General features: G+C 72.1%; 17 protein-coding genes and 1 pseudogene. 11 read left to right on the forward strand and 7 right to left on the reverse strand.

Annotation, left to right across the window (positions count from 1 at the left end; all coding sequences use genetic code 11):
- Window positions 1-8: 8 nt before the first annotated feature.
- Window positions 9-380: pseudogene (locus IF22_RS36420) on the reverse strand (transketolase); the annotation flags it as partial.
- A 51-nt stretch (window positions 381-431) separates the two neighbouring features.
- On the reverse strand, window positions 432-836 hold the full coding sequence (locus IF22_RS0108805; protein WP_245233577.1) for a MarR family winged helix-turn-helix transcriptional regulator: 405 nt from the start codon (window positions 834-836) through the stop codon (window positions 432-434).
- Between the two features lie 268 nt (window positions 837-1104).
- On the opposite strand from IF22_RS0108805, the gene IF22_RS0108810 reads away from it, so the two are divergent.
- The gene (locus IF22_RS0108810; RefSeq protein WP_030330246.1) at window positions 1105-2751 is read left to right on the forward strand and encodes an alkaline phosphatase D family protein; all 1647 of its coding nucleotides are present in this window, start codon (window positions 1105-1107) and stop codon (window positions 2749-2751) included.
- Between the two features lie 97 nt (window positions 2752-2848).
- Here IF22_RS0108810 and IF22_RS0108815 read toward each other — a convergent pair whose 3' ends face one another.
- Complete coding sequence (locus IF22_RS0108815) at window positions 2849-3253, reverse strand: YjbQ family protein (protein ID WP_030330248.1); 405 nt, start codon at window positions 3251-3253, stop codon at window positions 2849-2851.
- A gap of 26 nt (window positions 3254-3279) precedes the next feature.
- A complete protein-coding gene (locus tag IF22_RS0108820) occupies window positions 3280-3621 on the reverse strand; it encodes a hypothetical protein (protein ID WP_030330250.1) in 342 nt (113 codons plus the stop codon).
- A 171-nt stretch (window positions 3622-3792) separates the two neighbouring features.
- On the opposite strand from IF22_RS0108820, the gene aceE reads away from it, so the two are divergent.
- A complete protein-coding gene (gene aceE, locus IF22_RS0108825) occupies window positions 3793-6531 on the forward strand; it encodes a pyruvate dehydrogenase (acetyl-transferring), homodimeric type (RefSeq protein ID WP_030330252.1) in 2739 nt (912 codons plus the stop codon).
- 389 nt (window positions 6532-6920) lie between these two features.
- On the opposite strand, the gene IF22_RS0108830 is transcribed toward aceE, so the two are convergent.
- Window positions 6921-7367, reverse strand: a complete 447-nt coding sequence (locus IF22_RS0108830; RefSeq protein ID WP_030330254.1) for an SRPBCC family protein — start codon at window positions 7365-7367, stop codon at window positions 6921-6923.
- A 188-nt stretch (window positions 7368-7555) separates the two neighbouring features.
- On the opposite strand from IF22_RS0108830, the gene IF22_RS0108835 reads away from it, so the two are divergent.
- From IF22_RS0108835 to gltX, 3 genes are read left to right on the forward strand one after another with little or no spacing between them, the layout of a single operon-like run.
- Window positions 7556-8905 (forward strand): GH1 family beta-glucosidase, encoded by a 1350-nt coding sequence (locus tag IF22_RS0108835; RefSeq protein WP_036411063.1) that lies wholly within the window; start codon window positions 7556-7558, stop codon window positions 8903-8905.
- Window positions 8902-10179, forward strand: a complete 1278-nt coding sequence (locus IF22_RS0108840; RefSeq protein WP_030330257.1) for an MFS transporter — start codon at window positions 8902-8904, stop codon at window positions 10177-10179. The genes IF22_RS0108835 and IF22_RS0108840 overlap by 4 nt, the downstream gene beginning before the upstream one ends.
- 51 nt (window positions 10180-10230) lie before the next feature.
- A complete protein-coding gene (gene gltX, locus IF22_RS0108845; protein WP_030330259.1) occupies window positions 10231-11640 on the forward strand; it encodes a glutamate--tRNA ligase in 1410 nt (469 codons plus the stop codon).
- Window positions 11641-11812: 172 nt separating this feature from the next.
- Here the strand turns inward: gltX and IF22_RS0108850 are convergent, their stop codons facing one another.
- Window positions 11813-12418: a copper resistance CopC family protein gene (locus IF22_RS0108850; RefSeq protein WP_245233571.1), complete on the reverse strand. Its 606-nt coding sequence runs from the start codon at window positions 12416-12418 to the stop codon at window positions 11813-11815.
- Window positions 12419-12671: 253 nt separating this feature from the next.
- On the opposite strand from IF22_RS0108850, the gene IF22_RS0108855 reads away from it, so the two are divergent.
- On the forward strand, window positions 12672-13322 hold the full coding sequence (locus tag IF22_RS0108855; RefSeq protein WP_030330262.1) for a hypothetical protein: 651 nt from the start codon (window positions 12672-12674) through the stop codon (window positions 13320-13322).
- 136 nt (window positions 13323-13458) lie between these two features.
- Here IF22_RS0108855 and IF22_RS0108860 read toward each other — a convergent pair whose 3' ends face one another.
- A complete protein-coding gene (locus IF22_RS0108860) occupies window positions 13459-13788 on the reverse strand; it encodes a hypothetical protein (RefSeq protein ID WP_030330264.1) in 330 nt (109 codons plus the stop codon).
- Window positions 13789-14096: 308 nt separating this feature from the next.
- On the opposite strand from IF22_RS0108860, the gene IF22_RS0108865 reads away from it, so the two are divergent.
- From IF22_RS0108865 to IF22_RS0108885, 5 genes are all read left to right on the forward strand, one after another.
- The gene (locus IF22_RS0108865) at window positions 14097-15281 is read left to right on the forward strand and encodes a sensor histidine kinase (protein WP_030330266.1); all 1185 of its coding nucleotides are present in this window, start codon (window positions 14097-14099) and stop codon (window positions 15279-15281) included.
- Window positions 15278-15979: a response regulator gene (locus IF22_RS0108870; protein WP_051708277.1), complete on the forward strand. Its 702-nt coding sequence runs from the start codon at window positions 15278-15280 to the stop codon at window positions 15977-15979. The genes IF22_RS0108865 and IF22_RS0108870 overlap by 4 nt, the downstream gene beginning before the upstream one ends.
- 3 nt (window positions 15980-15982) lie before the next feature.
- Complete coding sequence (locus IF22_RS0108875) at window positions 15983-17302, forward strand: PucR family transcriptional regulator (protein WP_374224270.1); 1320 nt, start codon at window positions 15983-15985, stop codon at window positions 17300-17302.
- A 78-nt stretch (window positions 17303-17380) separates the two neighbouring features.
- Window positions 17381-18307 carry an ACP S-malonyltransferase gene (locus tag IF22_RS0108880; protein ID WP_030330272.1) on the forward strand — a complete coding sequence of 309 codons (927 nt, stop codon included), beginning with the start codon at window positions 17381-17383 and terminating at the stop codon, window positions 18305-18307.
- Window positions 18304-19248, forward strand: a complete 945-nt coding sequence (locus IF22_RS0108885; protein ID WP_030330274.1) for a beta-ketoacyl-ACP synthase III — start codon at window positions 18304-18306, stop codon at window positions 19246-19248. Before IF22_RS0108880 ends, IF22_RS0108885 begins: the two co-directional genes overlap by 4 nt.
- Window positions 19249-19318 lie beyond the last annotated feature (70 nt).

A 19318-nucleotide genomic window follows, 5' to 3' on the forward strand; every position in this document is an offset into this window, starting at 1 on the left:
TCGGTGCTCGGCTCGGTGCTCGGCGCGGGATCGGCGGCGACCTGGGCGGCGCGCAGGCAGTAGAACGCGCCCGAGCGGTAGTGCAGCAACGCCGGATCGGTGGGACGCAGCGCGGCGGCGACGGCGGCGTTGCCCTCGTGGCCGGCCGAACCGATGGTGTAGAAGCCCTCCCCGAAGCTGCGCAACCAGCGGCCGGCCAGGTCGAGTTGCCGGCTGGTCACCTGTGCGTCGAACAGGTCCAGCAGCTGCGCGCCGGTCAGTGGGGCGTCGTCGGTGACCGGGTCGGCGGGGTCACGCCGTCGCTCGGCGGCGGGCAGCGCCGCCAGCGTCTCCCGGAACCGGTCGTCGAGATCTTGCGGGGTGGTCACGTCGGACAGCATTACCGACGGGAGCCCGGCTCGCCCAGTGGGACACGGCCGGCCGGGGTGCGTTCACTGTGACTCGCAGGACTCCGGGCAGCCGCCGTCGGACACCTTCCAGACCAGGTCACGAAGGGTGTTCAGCTCCTCGTCCGTCAGCCCGGACAGCAGTCGGGAGTCGGACATCACCTCGATCACCCGGGCCCGTACGACACGACCCTCCCCGGTCACCAGCAACGTCTTCTGCCGGCGGTCGGTGGGATCGGTGCGGCGCTCGACCAGCCCGGCCTGCTCCAGCTTGTCGACCAGCACCGTCACGTTCGACCGGTCGCAACCCAGCTGACCGGCGAGATCGCGGGCCGGCAGCGGGTGATCCGGGTCCAGCTCCTGCAACGCCCGGGCCGCCGCCGGGGTGAGGCCCAACTCGGCGAACGCGGAGCCCTGCCGGTGTCGCAGCGCGGCGGTGACGTGCGCCATCCGGCGCACCACGTCGAAGGCGAGACCGGCGCGATCCACCGGTGCGCCCGCCGCGGGACTCACCTCCTGCGTCACTGCCACATCGTACGCAGTGACGGGCGTCGTCCGGGCCCGCCGGCGCGGCCGGCCCGTCGGCGACCAGCACGAATCGACTGTGGTCATCGGTGTTCGACTGCCGGCGACGAGCAGGGCGCCTCGCTGTCACCTGTCGGCCACCGGGCCTCGCGAGGCTCCCGGAGTCACGAAGATCGGACTCTGGGGAGGATTCGTGTCACTGTCCCGACGTACCATCCTGCTGTCCGGCGCCGCGATCGGCGCCGCGGGCGCGGTCACCGGGCTGCCGACGGCGGCCGGCGCGGCGGCGGGCCGGCCGCTGGCCTACCCGTTCACCCTCGGGGTGGCCTCCGGCGACCCCGACCACGAGGGGTTCGTGTTGTGGACCCGCCTGGCCCCGCAGCCACTGGCCGAGGACGGCCTCGGCGGCATGCCGGACCGCGACGTGCCGGTGCACTGGGAGTTGGCCGCCGACGAGCGGTTCCGGCACGTGGTGCGCCGCGGCGTCGCTGTCGCCCGCGCCCGCTCGGCGCACAGCGTGCACGTGGAGTTGGCCGGCCTGCTGGCCGGGCGCGAGTACTTCTACCGGTTCCGGGCCGAGCGGCACATCTCGCCGACCGGACGCACCCGCACCGCCCCGGCACCGTGGACCATGCCCGCCACCCTCGCGATGGGCTTCGCCTCCTGCTCCCAGTACGAGCACGGCTACTTCACCGCCTACCGGCGGCTGGCCGAGACCGAGCCGGAGCTGATCCTGCACCTGGGCGACTACCAGTACGAGTACGCCCCGGACACGTACAACGTGCCCGGTGGCAACCCCCGTGACCACGAGGGACCGGAGACCCGGACGCTGGCCAACTACCGGCAGCGGCACGCCCAGTACAAGACCGACCCCGACCTGCAGGCCGCGCACGCGGTGGCGCCGTGGGCGGTGGTCTTCGACGACCACGAGGTGGAGAACAACTGGGCCGACGAGGTGCCCGAGGCGCCGGACCCGGAGTTCCCCGCGCGGCGGGCGGCGGCGTTCCAGGCGTACTACGAGAACATGCCGCTGCGGCGCACCTCGATCCCCCGCGGCATCGACATGCAGCTCTACCGGCGGGTGCGCTGGGGGCGGCTGGCCACGTTCCACCTGCTCGACACCCGGCAGTACCGCGACGACCAGGCCTGCGGCGACGGCTACCGGGACTGCGCCGCGGCATCCGACCCGGCCCGGTCGATCACCGGGGCCGAGCAGGAGGCGTGGCTGCTGGACGGCTTCCGCCGCTCGGACGCCCAGTGGGACATCCTGGGCCAGCAGGTCTTCTTCGCGCAGCGGGACAACAACTCCGGCCCGCTCACCGTCACCAGCATGGACGCCTGGGACGGCTACGTGGCCTCCCGGGACCGCATCACCCGGGGCTGGCTGGCCGCCGGGGTACGCAATCCGGTGGTGCTGACCGGCGACGTGCACGCCCACTGGGCCAGCGATCTCAAGCTGGACTACGCCGACCCGACCTCACGCACCGTCGGCACCGAGCTGGTCTGCTCCTCGATCACCTCGACCGGTGACGGCGCGGACTCGGCGTCCGGCTCGCACCCGTGGTTCGCGTTCAACCCGCACCTGCGCTTCCAGAACAACCTGCGGGGGTACGTGCGCACCACGATCACCCCGGGGCAGCTCACCGCCGACTTCGACGTGCTGCCGTACGTCAGCCGGCCGGACGCGCCCGCGTACACCAGGGCGTCGTTCGTGATCGAGGACCGGGTGCCGGGCCTGCACCAGACGGCGGACAACCCGCTGCCGTCGGCGCTGCGGGGCGGCGCGCCGTCCGTCGACCTCGGTCAGCAGACCGTCGACCAGGAGACCGTCCGCCCGTAACCCGCCCGACCCGTCACGATCCGCGCACGGCGCCGCCCTCTCCCGCCGGGGCGGTGCGGGGACGCCGCGTGGATCGTGACGCGGGGCGGCCGGGCGGTCAGCCGGGCAGGAAGGAGAAGCGCACCTGACGGGTCGGGTTGTCGCCGTTGGTGTCGACCAGGCAGATCGACTGCCAGGTGCCCAGCGCCAGCCGGCCGCCGAGCACCGGCACCGTGGCGTACGGCGGGACGAACGCCGGCAGCACGTGGTCGCGGCCGTGCCCGGGCGAGCCGTGTCGGTGCCGCCAGCGGTCCTCGGTGGGAAGCAGGTCGGCCAGCGCGCTGAGCAGGTCGTCGTCGGAGCCCGACCCGGTCTCGATGATCGCCAGGCCGGCGGTGGCGTGCGGCACGAAGACGTGCAGCAGGCCGTCGCCCTCACCGGAGACGAACTGCTGGGCCTCCGCAGTGATGTCCCGGACGGCCGGCCGGGACCCGGTCTGGACGGTGATCACGTCGCTGCGCATACACCGCATTCTGCCCCAGGGCAGGCTCAGGAACCGCCGCCGGAGTCCCCACCACCGCCACCGCCGCCGGAATCGCCACCGCCGCCGCCCCAGTCCCAGCCGCCGGAGTCGCTTCCGTAGTAACTCGCCGGCGTGCTGGTGTCCGCGTGCCTGGCGCGCTGGCCGGGCACGGGCCGCACCCTCCGGGCCGCTGGTTCCCGCAGGCCGGCACGCACCTGGATCGCGCCGAAGAGCGCTGCGGCCAGACCGAAGATGACGATCGGGAGCGCGGCGGACTCACCCGACACCAGCACCCAGGTCGCCGGGACCGCCGGGAGCACCCCGACTGCCAACAGCACACCGCCGACAATCACGCGCCGTCCGTTCATGCCACCACGGTAGGAAGCCAGAACAAGCGTCGAAAGCGGGTCGTAGCGCTAAGTTACCGGCGAGTACCTGTGTTGAGCGTCGCGTCCAGGGCACCTAGACGTGACGAGGGGTGCCACCAGGGGGCAGGATGGCGCTAGAGACCTATCCCACACACAACCGAGGGAACGCCTGTGGCTACGGAACGCAAGCGCCCGGTGATCAGCGACGGCCTACCGAGCCAGCTTCCGGACATCGACCCTGAAGAGACCAGCGAATGGGTCGAGTCGCTTGACGGTGTCATCGACGAACGCGGTGCCAAGCGCGCCCGCTACGTCATGCTGCGCCTGCTGGAGCGGGCCCGTGAGCGCCAGGTCGGGGTTCCGCCCCTGACCACCACCGACTACATCAACACCATCACACCGGAGCGCGAACCCTGGTTCCCGGGTGACGAGCACGTCGAGCGGCGGATCCGGGCGTACGTCCGGTGGAACGCCGCCATGCTGGTGCACCGGGCGCAGCGCCCGGAGATCGGCGTCGGCGGGCACATCTCCACCTTCGCCAGCTCGGCGTCGCTCTACGAGGTGGGCTTCAACCACTTCTTCCGGGGCAAGAACCACCCGGGCGGTGGCGACCAGATCTTCTACCAGGGCCACGCCTCCCCCGGCATGTACGCGCGGGCGTTCCTGGAGGGGCGGCTCAGCGAGCACCAGCTCGACGGGTTCCGCCAGGAGCTGTCGCACCCCGGCGGTGGGCTGCCCTCGTACCCGCACCCTCGGCTGATGCCGGACTTCTGGGAGTTCCCCACCGTCTCGATGGGTCTCGGCGGTCTGAACGCGATCTACCAGGCCCGGTTCAACCGGTACCTGCAGCACCGCGGCATCAAGGACACCTCCCAGCAGCACGTCTGGGCGTTCCTCGGCGACGGCGAGATGGACGAGCCGGAGACGCTCGGCGCCATCGGCGTGGCCGCCCGCGAGGAGCTGGACAACCTCACCTTCGTGATCAACTGCAACCTGCAGCGGCTGGACGGCCCGGTCCGGGGCAACGGCAAGGTCATGCAGGAGCTGGAGGCGTTCTTCCGGGGTGCCGGCTGGAACGTGATCAAGGTCGTCTGGGGTCGCGAGTGGGACCCGCTGCTCGCCGCGGACACCGACGGCGCGCTGGTCAACCTGATGAACACCACGACCGACGGCGACTACCAGACCTACAAGGCGGAGTCGGGCGCGTACGTGCGGGAGCACTTCTTCGGCCGGGACGCCCGGACCCGCAAGATGGTCGAGCCGCTCAGCGACGACGAGATCTGGAACCTCAAGCGGGGTGGGCACGACTACCGCAAGCTCTACGCGGCCTACAAGGCGGCCACCGAGCACACCGGTCAGCCCACCGTCATCCTGGCGAAGACGATCAAGGGCTGGACGCTCGGCTCGCACTTCGAGGGCCGCAACGCGACCCACCAGATGAAGAAGCTGACGCTGGAGGACTTGAAGACCTTCCGCGACCGGCTCTACCTCGACATCCCGGACTCGGCGCTGGAGGACAACCCCTACCTGCCGCCGTACTTCCACCCGGGCGAGAAGTCCGAGGAGATGGCATACCTCAAGGAGCGGCGCGAGCAGCTCGGCGGGTTCCTGCCGTCCCGGCGGACCAGCACCAAGCGGCTGGCCATCCCCGGCCCGGAGCGGTTCGCCGACGTCAAGCGCGGCTCGGGCAAGCAGAAGGTGGCCACCACGCAGGCCTTCGTCCGGCTGCTCAAGGACGTGATGAAGGACAAGGAGTTCGGCAAGCGCTGGGTGCCGATCATCCCGGACGAGGCCCGCACCTTCGGTCTCGACTCGATCTTCCCGACCGCGAAGATCTACTCGCCGCACGGCCAGCGCTACACCTCGGTCGACCGCGAGCTGTTCCTGTCGTACAAGGAGTCGACGACCGGGCAGATCCTGCACGAGGGGATCAACGAGGCCGGTTCGGTGGCCTCGTTCACCGCCGCCGGCTCGTCGTACGCCACGCACGACGAGCCGATGATCCCGATGTACATCTTCTACTCGATGTTCGGGTTCCAGCGCACCGCCGACGGGCTGTGGGCGGCGGCCGACCAGATGGCCCGCGGCTTCCTGCTCGGCGCCACCGCCGGTCGGACCACGCTCAACGGTGAGGGTCTTCAGCACGAGGACGGGCACTCGCTGCTGATCGCCGCCACCAACCCGGCCGTGGTCGCGTACGACCCGGCGTTCGCGTACGAGATCGCGCACATCATGGAGCAGGGTCTGCACCGGATGTACGGGGACGCGCAGGAGAACGTCTTCTACTACCTGACGGTCTACAACGAGCCGACGGTGCAGCCGGCCGAGCCGGCCGACGTGGACGTGGAGGGCCTGCTCAAGGGCATCTACCGCTACTCGCCGGCCCCGCAGGTCGACGGCCCGAAGGCCAACCTGCTCGCCTCGGGCACGGGGATGCAGTGGGCGCTCAAGGCCCAGCAGCTGCTCGCCCAGGACTGGGGGGTGGGTGCCAGCGTCTGGTCGGTAACCTCCTGGACCGAGCTGCGCCGCGACGCGGTGGAGACCGAGGAGTACAACCTGCTCAACCCGGGCGCCGAGGCGAAGGTTCCGTACATCCAGCAGAAGCTGGCCGACGCGGACGGGCCGAAGGTCGCGGTCAGCGACTTCATGCGCGCGGTACCGGACCTGATCGCCCGCTGGGTACCCGGCGACTACACGTCGCTCGGCACCGACGGGTTCGGCATGTCGGACACCCGGCACGCGCTGCGCCGGCACTTCCACGTCGACGCGGAGTCGATCGTGGTGGCCACGCTGCGGCAGCTCGCCCGCAGCGGCGCGGTGCCGGCCACGGTGCCGGCCGAGGCCGCCAAGAAGTACGCGATCGACGACGTCAACGCCGCCCCGGTCGGCGAGACCGGCGGCGACAGCTAGGTCCTGGTTCACCCGGACGTAGGGGCCCGGCACGCGGTCGCGTGCCGGGCCCTCGTCTTTCGGTACGCCCCCGCGCCGTCCCCGCCCATCTGGACGCCGCCCCCGGACCGGGCACCGCCGCGGCCAAGCGCCGCCCCGCCGCAAGATCACGCTCGATCGTGGATGTAGTGGCTTCGGCCAGCGGTGAGGCCACTACATCCAGGATCGAGCACGATCTCCACGAGCTCGGGGCCTCCGGGCCGAGCCGGGCCGGGCCGGGCCGGGTCCAGCAACGCGCGCGAAGTGGCGCGAGCGCACACCCTCAGGACGCGATCCGGCGGTGGTCCGGGAGCCCTGGCGGGGATCCGGACCACCGCCGTCGCGGGTGACGCCGGGAGGATGGGCGCTCGTCAGCCGACGGCGGCCAGGTCGGTGAGCCGGGCCAGCGAGTCCTCCAGGTCGGCGCCGACCCGACGCAGTCCGAGGCGCAGCAGGGCCGCCTTGACCGGGCCAGCCGGCCAGCGGACCACGATGAGGCGCACGATGGTGCCGCCCTCCTCCTCGTCGGCGGTGAGCTGGACGTAGATTTCGGTGCGCGCCTCCGCACGAGCACCGGCACCCTTGGCCCGCTCCCGCCAGCCGATCAGCGTCGGCTCCTGGTAGGCGATCACCTCGGCCTCATGCGCCGAGCCGCGCCCCGCCTGGACCAGCTGTCGTCGTCCGAAGCCCTCACCCGAGAGCACTTCGGCCGCACGGACCCCGGCCAGCCAGGCCGGCAACTGCTCGGCCCGCTGCACGACATCCCAGACCACTTCAATTGGCGCCGCCACGTGCGCACTGCGTTCCACGAGGATCATTTCCGTCTTTCCTCCGGTGAGGACATCCCACGATATCGGCACTCTATGCGTTAAATCGGACTTACCAGGACGGGTTCGGAAAAAGACACGCCGATCAACCATTGCGGAATGCGCCAGGCCGGCCTATGGCGCATTCATCGACAGCGCCCTAAAGTCCCGAGCACGTTTCACGTTGACCGGGAGGGCGTATGTCGACAGCACCCATGCCCCAGTTCCCCACCGGCTTCCGCTGGGGCGTCTCCACATCGGCCCACCAGATCGAGGGCGCCGCCACTGTCGACGGCCGAGGTCCGTCCATCTGGGACACCTTCGCGCAGTCACCCGGGCGGATCAGCGACGGCAGCAGCGGCGCGGTCGCCTGCGACCACTACCACCGGCACACCGAGGACGTGGCGCTACTTGCCGGCCTGGGCGTCGACGCGTACCGGTTCTCCATCGCCTGGCCCCGGATCCAACCCACCGGCGCCGGCCCGGCCAACCCGGCCGGCCTGGACTTCTACGACCGTCTGGTGGACGAGCTGCTGGCCGCCGACGTCGACCCGGTGGCCACCCTCTACCACTGGGACCTGCCGCAACCCCTCGAAGACACCGGCGGCTGGCTGCACCGCGACACCGCCGCCCGGTTCGCCGAGTACGCCGAGAAGACGGCCGCCCGGCTCGGCGACCGCGTCCGGCTGTGGATCACGCTGAACGAACCGTTCATCCACATGAGCCTCGGCTACGGCATGGGCCAGCACGCCCCCGGCCGGATGCTGCTGTTCGACGCCTTCCCGGCCGCCCACCACCAACTGCTCGGGCACGGGCTCGCCGTCGCCGCGCTACGGGCCCACACCACCAGCCCGGTGGCGATCGCCAACAACTACTCGCCGGTGCGGATACTCGGCGACAGTGACGCCGACCGGGCCGCCGGGGCGGCGTACGAGGCGCTGCACAACCGGCTCTTCACCGACCCGCTGCTCGGCCGCGGCTACCCCGAACTACCCGGCCTCGACCCGGGCATCGTCCACCCCGGCGACCTCGACACGATCGCCGCGCCGATCGACGTGCTCGGGGTCAACTACTACAACCCCACCGGGGTACGGGCCGCCGAGGAGGGTTCACCCCTGCCGTTCGACCTGGTTGCGCTGGACGGCTACCCGCGTACCGCCTTCGACTGGCCGGTGGCCCCCGACGGGCTGCGCGAGCTGCTCGGCTGGCTGCACGACACGTACGGCGACGCGCTGCCACCCATCGAGATCACCGAGAGCGGCTGCGCATACGACGACGTGCCGGACGAGGACGGGCGGGTGGCCGACCCGCAGCGGATCGCGTACCTCGACGGGCACCTGCGCGCGGTCCGGGCCGCCCTCGACGACGGGGTGGACGTCCGCGGGTACTTCGTCTGGTCGCTGCTGGACAACTGGGAGTGGGCCGAGGGGTTCACCAAGCGCTTCGGTCTGGTGCACGTCGACTACGCCACCCAGACCCGTACGCCGAAGTCGTCGTACACCTGGTTGCGGGACGTGATCGCGGCCAGCCGGCCGGGGTCGGCGCGGTGACCACCCTCGACCCGACGCCGGCATCGCTGCCGGCGGCGCTCGCCGAGCCGACGGTGCCGGTCCGGCGCGGCTGGATCGGTCTGATCTTCGCGGCCAACCTCGGCGTGTGGATGGCGTTCTTCACGCCGATCCAGGTGCTGCTGCCGCAGCAGATCGAGCAGATCGCGCCCGGCGACAAGGAGAACATGCTGGCCGTGGTCACCGGCCTCGGCGCACTGGCCGCGGTGCTGGCCAACCCCCTCGCGGGCGCGTTCTCCGACCGGACCTGCCTGCGGATCGCCGGCCGCGAGTTCGGTCGTCGGCACGTCTGGACGGTGGGCGGGGCGGTGCTCGGCGCGGCGGCCCTGGTGCTGCTGGCCCAGCAGCGGACCATCCTCGGTGTCGCCCTCGGTTGGGTGGCCGCGCAGGTCTGCTTCAACGCGATGCTGGCCAGCCTCAGCGCCGCCGTCCCGGACCGGGTGCCGGTGCGCCAGCGCGGTGGCGTCTCGGGCTGGGTGGGCATCCCGCAGGCGCTCGGGTTGGTGCTCGGCGCGGTGCTCGTCACCGCAGTGGTCACCGGCAACACCGCCGGCTACCTGGCCATCGCCGTGGCCATCCTGCTGCTGTCGCTGCCGTTCGCGCTGCTCACCCCCGACGAGCCTCTGCCGCGGACGCACCGACCGGTGCTCCGGACGCGGGCGCTGCTGGCCTCGATGTGGATCAGCCCGCGCCAACACCCGGACTTCGCCTGGGCCTGGATCACCCGGTTCCTGGTCCAGTTGGGCAACGCGCTGGGCACCCTCTACCTGCTGTACTTCCTCAGCGACGGGGTGCGTCACCCCGACCCCGAGGGCGGCCTGCTGGTGCTGATCCTGCTCTACACGCTCGGCATGATGCTGACCGCTGTGGTCGCCGGCCGACTGTCCGACCGGTCCGGCCGCCGCAAGGTCTACGTGATCGTCTCCGGGTTGATCATGGCGGTGGCGGCGCTGCTGCTCGCGGTCGCCCCGCTCTGGCCGGTGGCCATCGTCGCGGCACTGCTGCTCGGCGCCGGCTACGGCGTCTACCTCTCGGTGGACGCCGCGTTGATCACCCAGGTGCTGCCCCGGGCCACCGACCGGGCCAAGGACCTGGGCGTGATCAACATCGCCAACTCGGCGCCGCAGGTGCTCGGCCCGGCGCTCTCCGCCCCGCTCGTGGTGTATCTGGGCGGCTATCCCACGCTCTACGCGGTCACCGCCGTGGTCACCCTCCTCGGCAGCGCCCTGGTCGTCAAGATCCGTTCGGTGCCCTGAGTCAGGGGGCCGTGCCCAAAAGCGCTCGCCGCCCGCCGTAGGCTGGGGGACGTGACAGTACGTGTGCGCTTCGCCCCCTCCCCGACCGGTATGTTCCACGTCGGCGGCGCCCGCTCGGCGCTGCAGAACTGGATCTACGCCAAGCAGCAGGGCGGCGTGTTCGTGCTGCGGATCGAGGACACCGACGCGGCGCGCAACAAGCCCGAGTGGACCGAGGGCATCCTCTCCGCCCTGGACTGGATCGGCATCACCCGGGGCAGCTACGAGGGCCCCTACTTCCAGTCGGCGAACGCCGGTGAGCACCGGGCCGCCGCCGCGCGCCTGTACGAGTCGGGCCGTGCCTACTACTGCGACTGCACCCGTGAGGACGTGCAGGCCCGCACCGGCTCGCAGTACCAGGGCTACGACGGCTACCACCGCGACCTCGGCCTCGGCCCCGGTGAGGGTCGCGCGCTGCGCTTCCGTACGCCGGACGAGGGCACGACAGTGGTGGTCGACCTGATCCGCGGTGAGCCCACCTTCGAGAACAAGCTCATCGAGGACTTCGTCATCGCCCGGGGCGACGGCTCGCCGGTCTTCCTGCTGGCCAACGTCGTCGACGACATGACCATGGGGATCACCCACGTGATCCGGGCCGAGGAGCACCTGCCCAACACCCCCAAGCAGCAGCTGCTCTGGGAGGCCCTCGGGGTCAAGCCGCCGGTCTGGGCGCACGTGCCGGTGGTGGTCAACGAGAAGCGGCAGAAGCTCTCCAAGCGCCGGGACAAGGTCGCCCTGGAGGCGTACCGCGACGAGGGTTACCTGGCCGGCGCGATGCGCAACTACCTCATGCTGCTCGGCTGGGCCCCGTCCGGCGACCGGGAGATCGTGCCCTGGTCGGTGATCGAGGACGAGTTCCGGCTGGACGAGGTCAACCTCTCCTCGGCGTTCTTCGACGAGAAGAAGCTGCGCGCGTTCAACGGTGAGTACATTCGCGCGCTGCCGGTGGCCGAGTTCATCGACGCCTGCCAGCCGTGGCTGACCGGCACCGACACCATCGCGCCGCCACCCTGGCAGCCCGAGGAGTTCGACGCCGACGCGTTCGCCGCCGTGGCGCCGCTGGCCCAGACCCGGATCGCGGTGCTCAGCGAGATCGTGCCGAACGTCGACTTCCTCTTCCTGGCCACGCCGCTGATCGACGAGGCGGCCTGGACCAAGACGATGAAGGACGGCTCCGCCGAGCTGCTGGACGATGCCGTCGCGGCGTTCGAGGCGCTGGAGTCCTGGGATGCCGAGTCGTTGAAGTCGACGCTGGAGGCGGTCGGCGCCGAGCGGGGCCTCAAGCTCGGCAAGACGCAGGCACCCGTACGGGTTGCGGTCACCGGTCGCACCGTGGGTCTGCCGCTGTTCGAGTCGCTGGAGGTGCTCGGTCGCGAGCGCACCCTGACCCGCATCCGCGCCGCCCGCCTCCGCCTGGTCTGACTGTTGCGCATCGACGCGTCACGGGCGCGTCGCCGGCCCAACTCCGCATCGCCCCGCCTTTGCTCTGCACCCCAATAGGCACCGGTCGCAGACCGTAACCGTCGCTTCCGCGGGTGCAGAGCAAAGGATGGCGCGCACACCTGACCCACCCGGGTTGGTGAGTGTCAGAGAGTCACCGAACCCCTCGCTGGCGGCGGAACACGAGGCCGGCTCCGAGCGCGGCGAGCAGCAGCACGCCGCCGAGCCCCCAGAGCCACCAGCGGCCGCCGGAGTCGGACTGCTCCGACGCGGCCGGCACCGTCGACGCCGTCGAGCTGGCGGGGGTGGTCGACGCCGGCACGGCGGAGGGCGACGCGCCAGCCGAGGGCGACCCGGTAGCTGTGGTCCCGGCGGCGGTCGACGGCGAGGCGGACGGGTCGGCGGCCGTACCGGTCGTGAGGGTGAACCGCACTTCGCCCTTCACCGGGTGCCCGTCGGCGGACGCGAGCTGGTAGCCCACGATGTAGAGACCCGCCGCCGCGGGCTTGAACGGCACCCGCACCCGGCTGCCGGCGAAGACCGGTGGGCCGCCAGCGACCACATTGTCCGGTCCGGTTATGGTGATCTTCGTCGTTGTCGGTGACGGCGTGGCGAGGAACCGCAGCTCGACCCGGGCGGGTGCCGTCGCCACGCGGGCACCGTCGCGCGGGTTGCTGCCGGTCAGCTCGTTGTGGGCGGCGGCCGGTGTGGGCGGCACCAGAAACGACACACCGAACGCCACGCCGAGGACCACTGGCATGACCCGCACCGTACGTGTAACCCTGCCCCCCATGAACCCCTCCGTAAGGGTACGATCCGCCCGCTGATCAAACGGCTCCTCATTAGTCGAGCAGAGATCGCAGATAGTTCCAATTACTGTTCCGAAAGCTGCAACTCATCGACGTTCTGCGGAGTCTGTAGGAGTGGACGCGGCCATCTGGTCGATGCCCGCACCGGCAGGTCGGTCCGGACGTCACGACGAAGCCATCCATCGAGCGGGGCGAGGAGGCGGGATGGTCCGACACATGAGGCGGTTGGCCGCCGTGTTGGCGGGCACGCTGGCGGCGGCACTGCTGTCGCTGGGCACCGTCGGCTCGGCCTCGGCCGCGCCGAAGCCGGCACCCGCCGGAGTGGACATCACCGGCACGGGGCTGTCCGAGCCGCTGCGAATGCACGCGGACACCGAGCCCGCTCTCGTGGGCGCGATCATCGACCAGGTCAACTTCCTCGCCCGCACCGGCATGCCGACCGGTCCTAAGGCGGCCAACCTCGGTCCGAAATACACGGTCGTGGTGCTCGCCGGCGATACGCCGAAGCAGACCTACGACCTCTATCCGAAGGCGGTCGGTGGCCCCCGCGTCTACCGGCCGGCCAAGCAGCCGGACGGCCGCAAGACCAGCGCCGGCTGGTTCCTGGGTCGGCTCAGCATGTCCGAGACCCTACGCACCGCCGGTGTGCCGCTGGAGCGGCAGTTCGACACGGTCAGCGGCGGCGCGGGCGGCGGCGAGCGGGTGCTCCCGGAAGACACGCTCGACCCGGCGAAGGACCTCGACGAGGCGCTGGGCGACCTGCAACGCCTGCTGCTGCTCAACGTCGGCGTGATGTTGACCATCACGGTCGGCCTCGCCGGGATCGCCCTGCTGATCCGCCGCCGCACCCGCTGAACCGGCGCCGCACACGGCCGGCGCCGCACACGGCCGGCGCCGCACACGGCCGGCGCCGCACACGCTGAGCCGACACTGACACTGAGCCGGCGCTGGCACCGGCGCACGTGCTGGCCAGCGCCTCAACCGGCGCTGGTCAGCACCAGCGGCGCGGTGGGCGCTCCCGGCGGGTGGCCCGTGGACGCGGTCGGACCGGGCCGTGCCGGTGCGCCCCGGCCCAGCCGGGAAGTTCACTCAGGCAACCAGCGGGGACGTCGAAGTCGGGCTCGCCGAGGGTGTTGGGCTCTGCGGAGCGCTGGCGCGGCAGCACGGGCTCGTCGTCAGCCCGCCCGGTGAGCGGCTCCGCCGGGTGCGATGGTGCGCCGCCGACCGCTCGGCGGTGCTTACCCGCCGCCTGCGGGTCGTGGTGCCCCGGCCGGCAGGGCTCGCCCTGGGCGCAGCCGTGCTCGGCCTCCCCGTGCGCCATCCCGGTCTCCTCACGCTCGCCCCACCCTCGGGTGCTCTCCCCGAGGTGCCCTGTCACCGTACTGGCCGGGACCGACGGGCCGCGCGCAGCGTACCCGGCGTCCGGACGGGCCGGTCCCCGGCGACGCCGCCGAGCACGGAACCCGGTTACGCAGTTCACAGCATCTTTTCGTGCCGTTCACCGAAGGGCCCGCCGGAGGGCGGACCGGGCGGGGCGCGGTGCGCGTACCCCTTTCGGCGCATGGCGGTGCCGTCGAGGTCCTCCCCCGGTCGGAGTTAGACCGGCGACGGCTGTGGTGGGATCGGGTCATGCGTCCGCCACCGTGGCTCGACTCCGGCACCCTCGGCCGTGATCTCGTGCTGGCCGGCGCGTCGCTGGCCGGTGGTCTGGTGTTGCACGCCCTGGGTTGGCAACCGCAGGTCCGCCCGAACGCGGAGGTGCCCTCGGCGTTGTTCCTGCCGCCGCTGGTGGCGGTGTGCGTCGCCGTCGCTCTTCGGCGGGTCGCACCGCGCGCCAGCCTGGCGCTGGGCACCGGCGCGCTGGTGGTCGACACGGCGCTGGGCAGTTCGCTGGGCACGGTCCTGGTCTACACACAGGTGCTCTACGACGCCTGCGTGTACGGCCCGCCCCGGCTGTGGCGGTGGCTGCTGCGGATCACCGTGGCGCTGAGCCTGCTCGGGACGGTCGTCGGGGTGCTCAGGTACGGCCACTGGCGTGGGGCGGCGCTCGGGGTGCTGGTGGTGCTCGCCGGGCTGTTGCCGGTGCTGACCGGCATCAGTGTGCGGCAGTACCGCGACCAGGCCGCCGCCGAGCGGGCGCGGGCCGAGCAGACCGCCCGGCTGGTCGAGTTGGACCGTCGGCAGGCGGTCAGCGCCGAACGGGCCCGGATGGCCCGGGAGTTGCACGACGTGGTCGCCAACCACCTCAGCGCGGTGGCCATCCACGCCACCGCCGTGCTGTCGGTGCCCGGCTTGGATCGCGGTCAGGTGGAGTCGGCGTTGCGGGTCATCCGGGAGAGCAGCGTGCAGGGGCTGGCGGAGATGCGTCAGATGATCGAGGTGTTGCGCGAACCCGGGAGCAGCGGTGGCCAGGCCGCGCCGGAGGTGGTCACCGCGCGGTTGGCCGAGGCGGACGGGCTGGTCGAGCGGGCTCGGGCGGCCGGTCTCACGGTGCGGGTCCGGACCGATGGCACGCCGGGCGCGCTGCCGGTGGGGGTGGACCTCGCCGCGTACCGGATCGTGCAGGAGTCGCTGACGAACGCGCTGAAGCACGGTACGGGTGAGGCGGAGCTGACGATCGCGTACCGCCCGGCCGAGGTGGTGCTGACGGTGGAGAACCCGGTCCGCCGGGGCGCGGCCGGGCTGCCGGGCGCCGGGGCCGGGCTGATCGGCATGCGGGAGCGGGCCACGCTGCTGGCCGGTCGGTTCACTGCCGGGCCGTGCGACGGTCGCTGGCAGGTGCGGGCGGCCCTGCCCACCGGGGAGACCGGGTGACCGGGGCGGCGCGGCCCGCGGACGACGCGGGCGCGGCGACGGTACGGGTGGTGCTCGCCGACGACCAGCCGGCGGTACGCGCGGGACTGGCCCTGATCTTGAACGGCTCACCGGGTGTCCGGGTGGTCGGCGAGGCTGCCGACGGTGACGCCGCGGTGCGCCTGTGCCGGGAGCTGCGCCCCGACGTGGCGGTGCTCGATGTGCGGATGCCCCACTCCGACGGGATCTCCGCGACCCGGGCGATCGTCGCCGACGGGCTCGCCGACGTGCTGGTGCTCACCACCTTCGACCTCGACGAGTACGCCTTCGGGGCGTTGCGGGCCGGCGCGGCCGGGTTCCTGCTCAAGGACACCGACGCCGACGGTCTGGTCAGCGCGGTGCGGACGGTGGCCCGGGGCGACGGGTTCATCGCGCCCACTGTGACCCGCCGCCTGATCACCGCGTTCGCGGCCACCACGCCGGGCGCGTCGGCGGACACCCGGGCCGCGCTGACCACCCTCACCCCGCGCGAGCGTGACGTGCTGGCCTGCCTCGGGTTGGGCCTGTCCAACCAGCAGATCGCCGACCGGCTGGTGCTGGCGGAGAGCACCACCAAGACCCATGTGAGCCGGATCCTGGCGAAGCTGGACCTGCGCAGCCGGGTGCAGGCCGCCATCCTGGCCCAGGAGTTGGGTCTGCCCGCTCCCCCGCAGCCGTGAGCCGTGCCGACCGGTGCCGACGTGGTTGGCCTGCTCACGACGTGTCAGGCTAGGGCGGTGAGCACGCCGGGCGGTGGGGAGCTGTCGGCCACGCTGCGCCGTATCGAACGATCGGCGGGGGCGTTGGCCACCTCCAGCGTGGCCCGGATGGACGAGACGCTGCCCTGGTTCCGGTCGCTGCCGGCCGACCAGCGCTCCTGGGTGATGCTGGTCGCCCAGGCGGGCGCGAGGTCGTTGGTGCAGTGGCTGCGCGAGGGCGGCGGCACGGCGGACAGCACCCAGGAGGTCTCGGACGAGGTCTTCGCCGCCGCCCCGCAGGCGCTGGCCCGGTCGATCACCCTCCAGCAGACCGTGGCGTTGATCAAGGTGACGATCGACGTGGTCGAGGAGCAGGTGTCGCACCTGGCCGCCGAGGGCGAGGAGCAGCAGTTGCGCGAGGCGGTGCTGCGCTTCTCCCGGGAGATCGCGTTCTCCGCCGCCCGGGTGTACGCGCGGGCCGCCGAGTCGCGCGGCGCGTGGGACGCCCGGCTGCAGGCGCTGCTTGTCGACGCCCTGTTGCGCGGTGACTCGCCGGACGTGCTGGCCAGTCGGGCCGCCGCGCTCGGCTGGACGGACGCGCCGCCGGTGGCGGTGGCGGTCGGCCGGTCGCCCGGTGGCGAGGTCTCCGCGGTGCTGCACGTGGTCTACCGGCAGGCCCGCCGGATCGGCGTGGAGGTGATCGGCGGTGTGCACGGCGACCGGCTGGTCATCGTGCTGGGCGGCGCACCGGATCCGCTGACCGCCACGGCGAAGCTGCTGAGCGCGTTCGGGGATGGCCCGGTGGTCGTCGGTCCCGCCGTACCGAGCCTGGACGAGGCGACCGAGTCGGCGCGGGCCGCGCTGTCCGGCTTTCGGGCCGCGCCGGCATGGCCCAGCGCGCCCCGCCCGGTGCCGGCGGCGGACCTGCTGCCGGAGCGGGCCCTCGCCGGTGACGCGGAGGCCCGTCGGCGGCTGCGCCACGATGTGTACGCGACGCTGGTGCGTGCCGGCGGGGAACTGCTGGCGACCCTGGACGCGTTCCTGGCCGCCGGTGGCACGTTGGAGAGCGCGGCCCGGGCACTGTTCGTGCACCCGAACACGGTGCGTTACCGGTTGCGCCGGATCGCCGAGGTGACCGGGTTCTCGCCGTTGTCTCCGCGCGACGCGTTCGCCCTCCAGGTCGCGCTGACCGTGGGTCGGTTGGACCCGGTTGCCCCGCTCGCCTCTGCGGTCCCGACTCAGACAATGACCCCGGCCGCCCGGAAATCCCCGCAAAACGAGGGTGATCCTCGCCGATCTTTGTAGGAAACCTCCAAAGGTCCTAGTACGGTTTGGTCGAAGGCGGCACAGCGTTACCCGCCTTTATCCGGGAGAGTCATAGGCGTGCTCGCTGTACTTAGTCCCGGCCAGGGTTCTCAGAAACCCGGCTTCCTGACCCCCTGGCTCGACCTGACCGGCACTGAGGCGCGACTGCGCGAGTGGTCGGCGTTGGCCGGGGTCGACCTGCTGCACCTGGGCACCGCCGCCGACGCCGACGAGATCAAGGACACCGCCCGCACCCAGCCGTTGCTGGTCGCCGCGGCGTTGCTCGCGGCCGAGCACCTGCCGTTGGACGGCGTCGCGCTCACCGCCGGCCACAGCGTCGGCGAGTTGGGTGCCGCCGCGCTGGCCGGAGTGCTCTCCGCCGACGCCGCGATCACCCTGGCCGGCGTCCGCGGCCGGGAGATGGCCGCCGCCTGCGCGCTGGAGCCGACCGGGATGGCCGCCGTGCTCGGCGGTGACCCCGACGAGGTGATCGCCGCGATCGAGGCGAACGGGCTCTACCCGGCCAACCGCAACGGCGCCGGGCAGATCGTCGCCGCGGGCGCCCTGGACGGGCTCGACAAGCTCGCCGCCGCCCCGCCGGCCCGGACCCGGGTCATCCGGCTCCAGGTGGCCGGCGCGTTCCACACCCCGTACATGGCTCCGGCGGAGACCGCGCTCGCCGCGGCGGCCGCCGGGATCGCCGCCGCCGACCCGGCCCGGACCCTGCTGTCGAACCTCGACGGCACCGCCGTCGACAACGGCGCGGCCATGGTGCAGCGCCTCGTCCGTCAGGTCACCGCGCCGGTGCGCTGGGACCTGTGCATGCGGACGCTGGCCGACCTCGGCGTCACCGGCGTGATCGAACTGCCCCCGGCCGGCACCCTCGCCGGTCTGGTCAAGCGGGAACTCAAGGGCGACGGCGCCCCGGAGATCGTCACCCTCAACACCCCGGACGACCTGCCGGCCGCACGGGACCTGATCGCCCGTATCGGAGGTCGTTCATGACTGGCAGTCGCATCGTCTCGATGGGGCACTACCAGCCGTCCCGGGTGGTGACCAACGACGACATCGCCCAGCTCGTCGACACCAACGACGAGTGGATCCGTGACCGGGTCGGCATCGTCAGCCGGCGGATCGCCGACAGCGAGACGGTCGCCGACATGGCCGCCGCGGCCGCCGGCAAGGCGCTCGCCAACTCGGGCCTGACCGCCGCCGACATCGACCTGGTAGTGGTCGCCACCTGCTCCTCCATCGACCGCAGCCCCAATGTGGCCTGCCGCGTCGCCGCCAAGCTGGGCATCACCGCGCCGGGCGCGTTCGACCTCAACACCGCCTGCTCGGGCTTCGCCTACGCGCTGGGCACCGTCGACCACGCCATCCGGGCCGGGGCGTCGCGCAACGCGATCGTCATCGGTGCGGAGAAGCTGTCCGACTTCACCGACTGGACCGACCGCTCCACCTGCATCATCTTCGCCGACGGGGCCGGTGCCGCGGTGGTCTCCGCCACCGCCGACGACGAGCCGACCGGAATCGGCCCGGTCGTCTGGGGTTCGGTGCCGGACAAGAGCGACGCGGTCCGCATCGAGGGCTGGCGCCCGTACATCCAGCAGGAGGGGCAGGCGGTGTTCCGCTGGGCCACCACCGCGATCGCGCCGCTCGCGCTCCAGGCCTGCGAGCGGGCCGGGGTCGAGCCGTCGGAGCTGGCCGCGTTCGTGCCGCACCAGGCCAACGCGCGGATCATCGACGGCATCGCCAAGCGGCTCAACATTCCCGACGCGATCATCGCGAAGGACATCGTCGAGTCCGGTAACACCTCCGCGGCGAGCGTTCCGCTGGCCCTGTCCAAGCTGGTCGAGCGCCGGGAGGTGCCCTCGGGCGCGCCGGTGCTGCTGTTCGGCTTCGGCGGCGGTCTGACCTACGCCGGTCAGGTCGTCCGCTGCCCCTGATGACCCCCTCGGGCGCGTACGCGTCGAGGAGTGGCGGTGGGCGACGCCGACCGCCGGATAATCCCGATGA

Origin of the sequence: Micromonospora parva (assembly GCF_000718515.1) — a bacterium.
In the GTDB taxonomy this organism is placed as follows: domain Bacteria; phylum Actinomycetota; class Actinomycetes; order Mycobacteriales; family Micromonosporaceae; genus Micromonospora; species Micromonospora parva.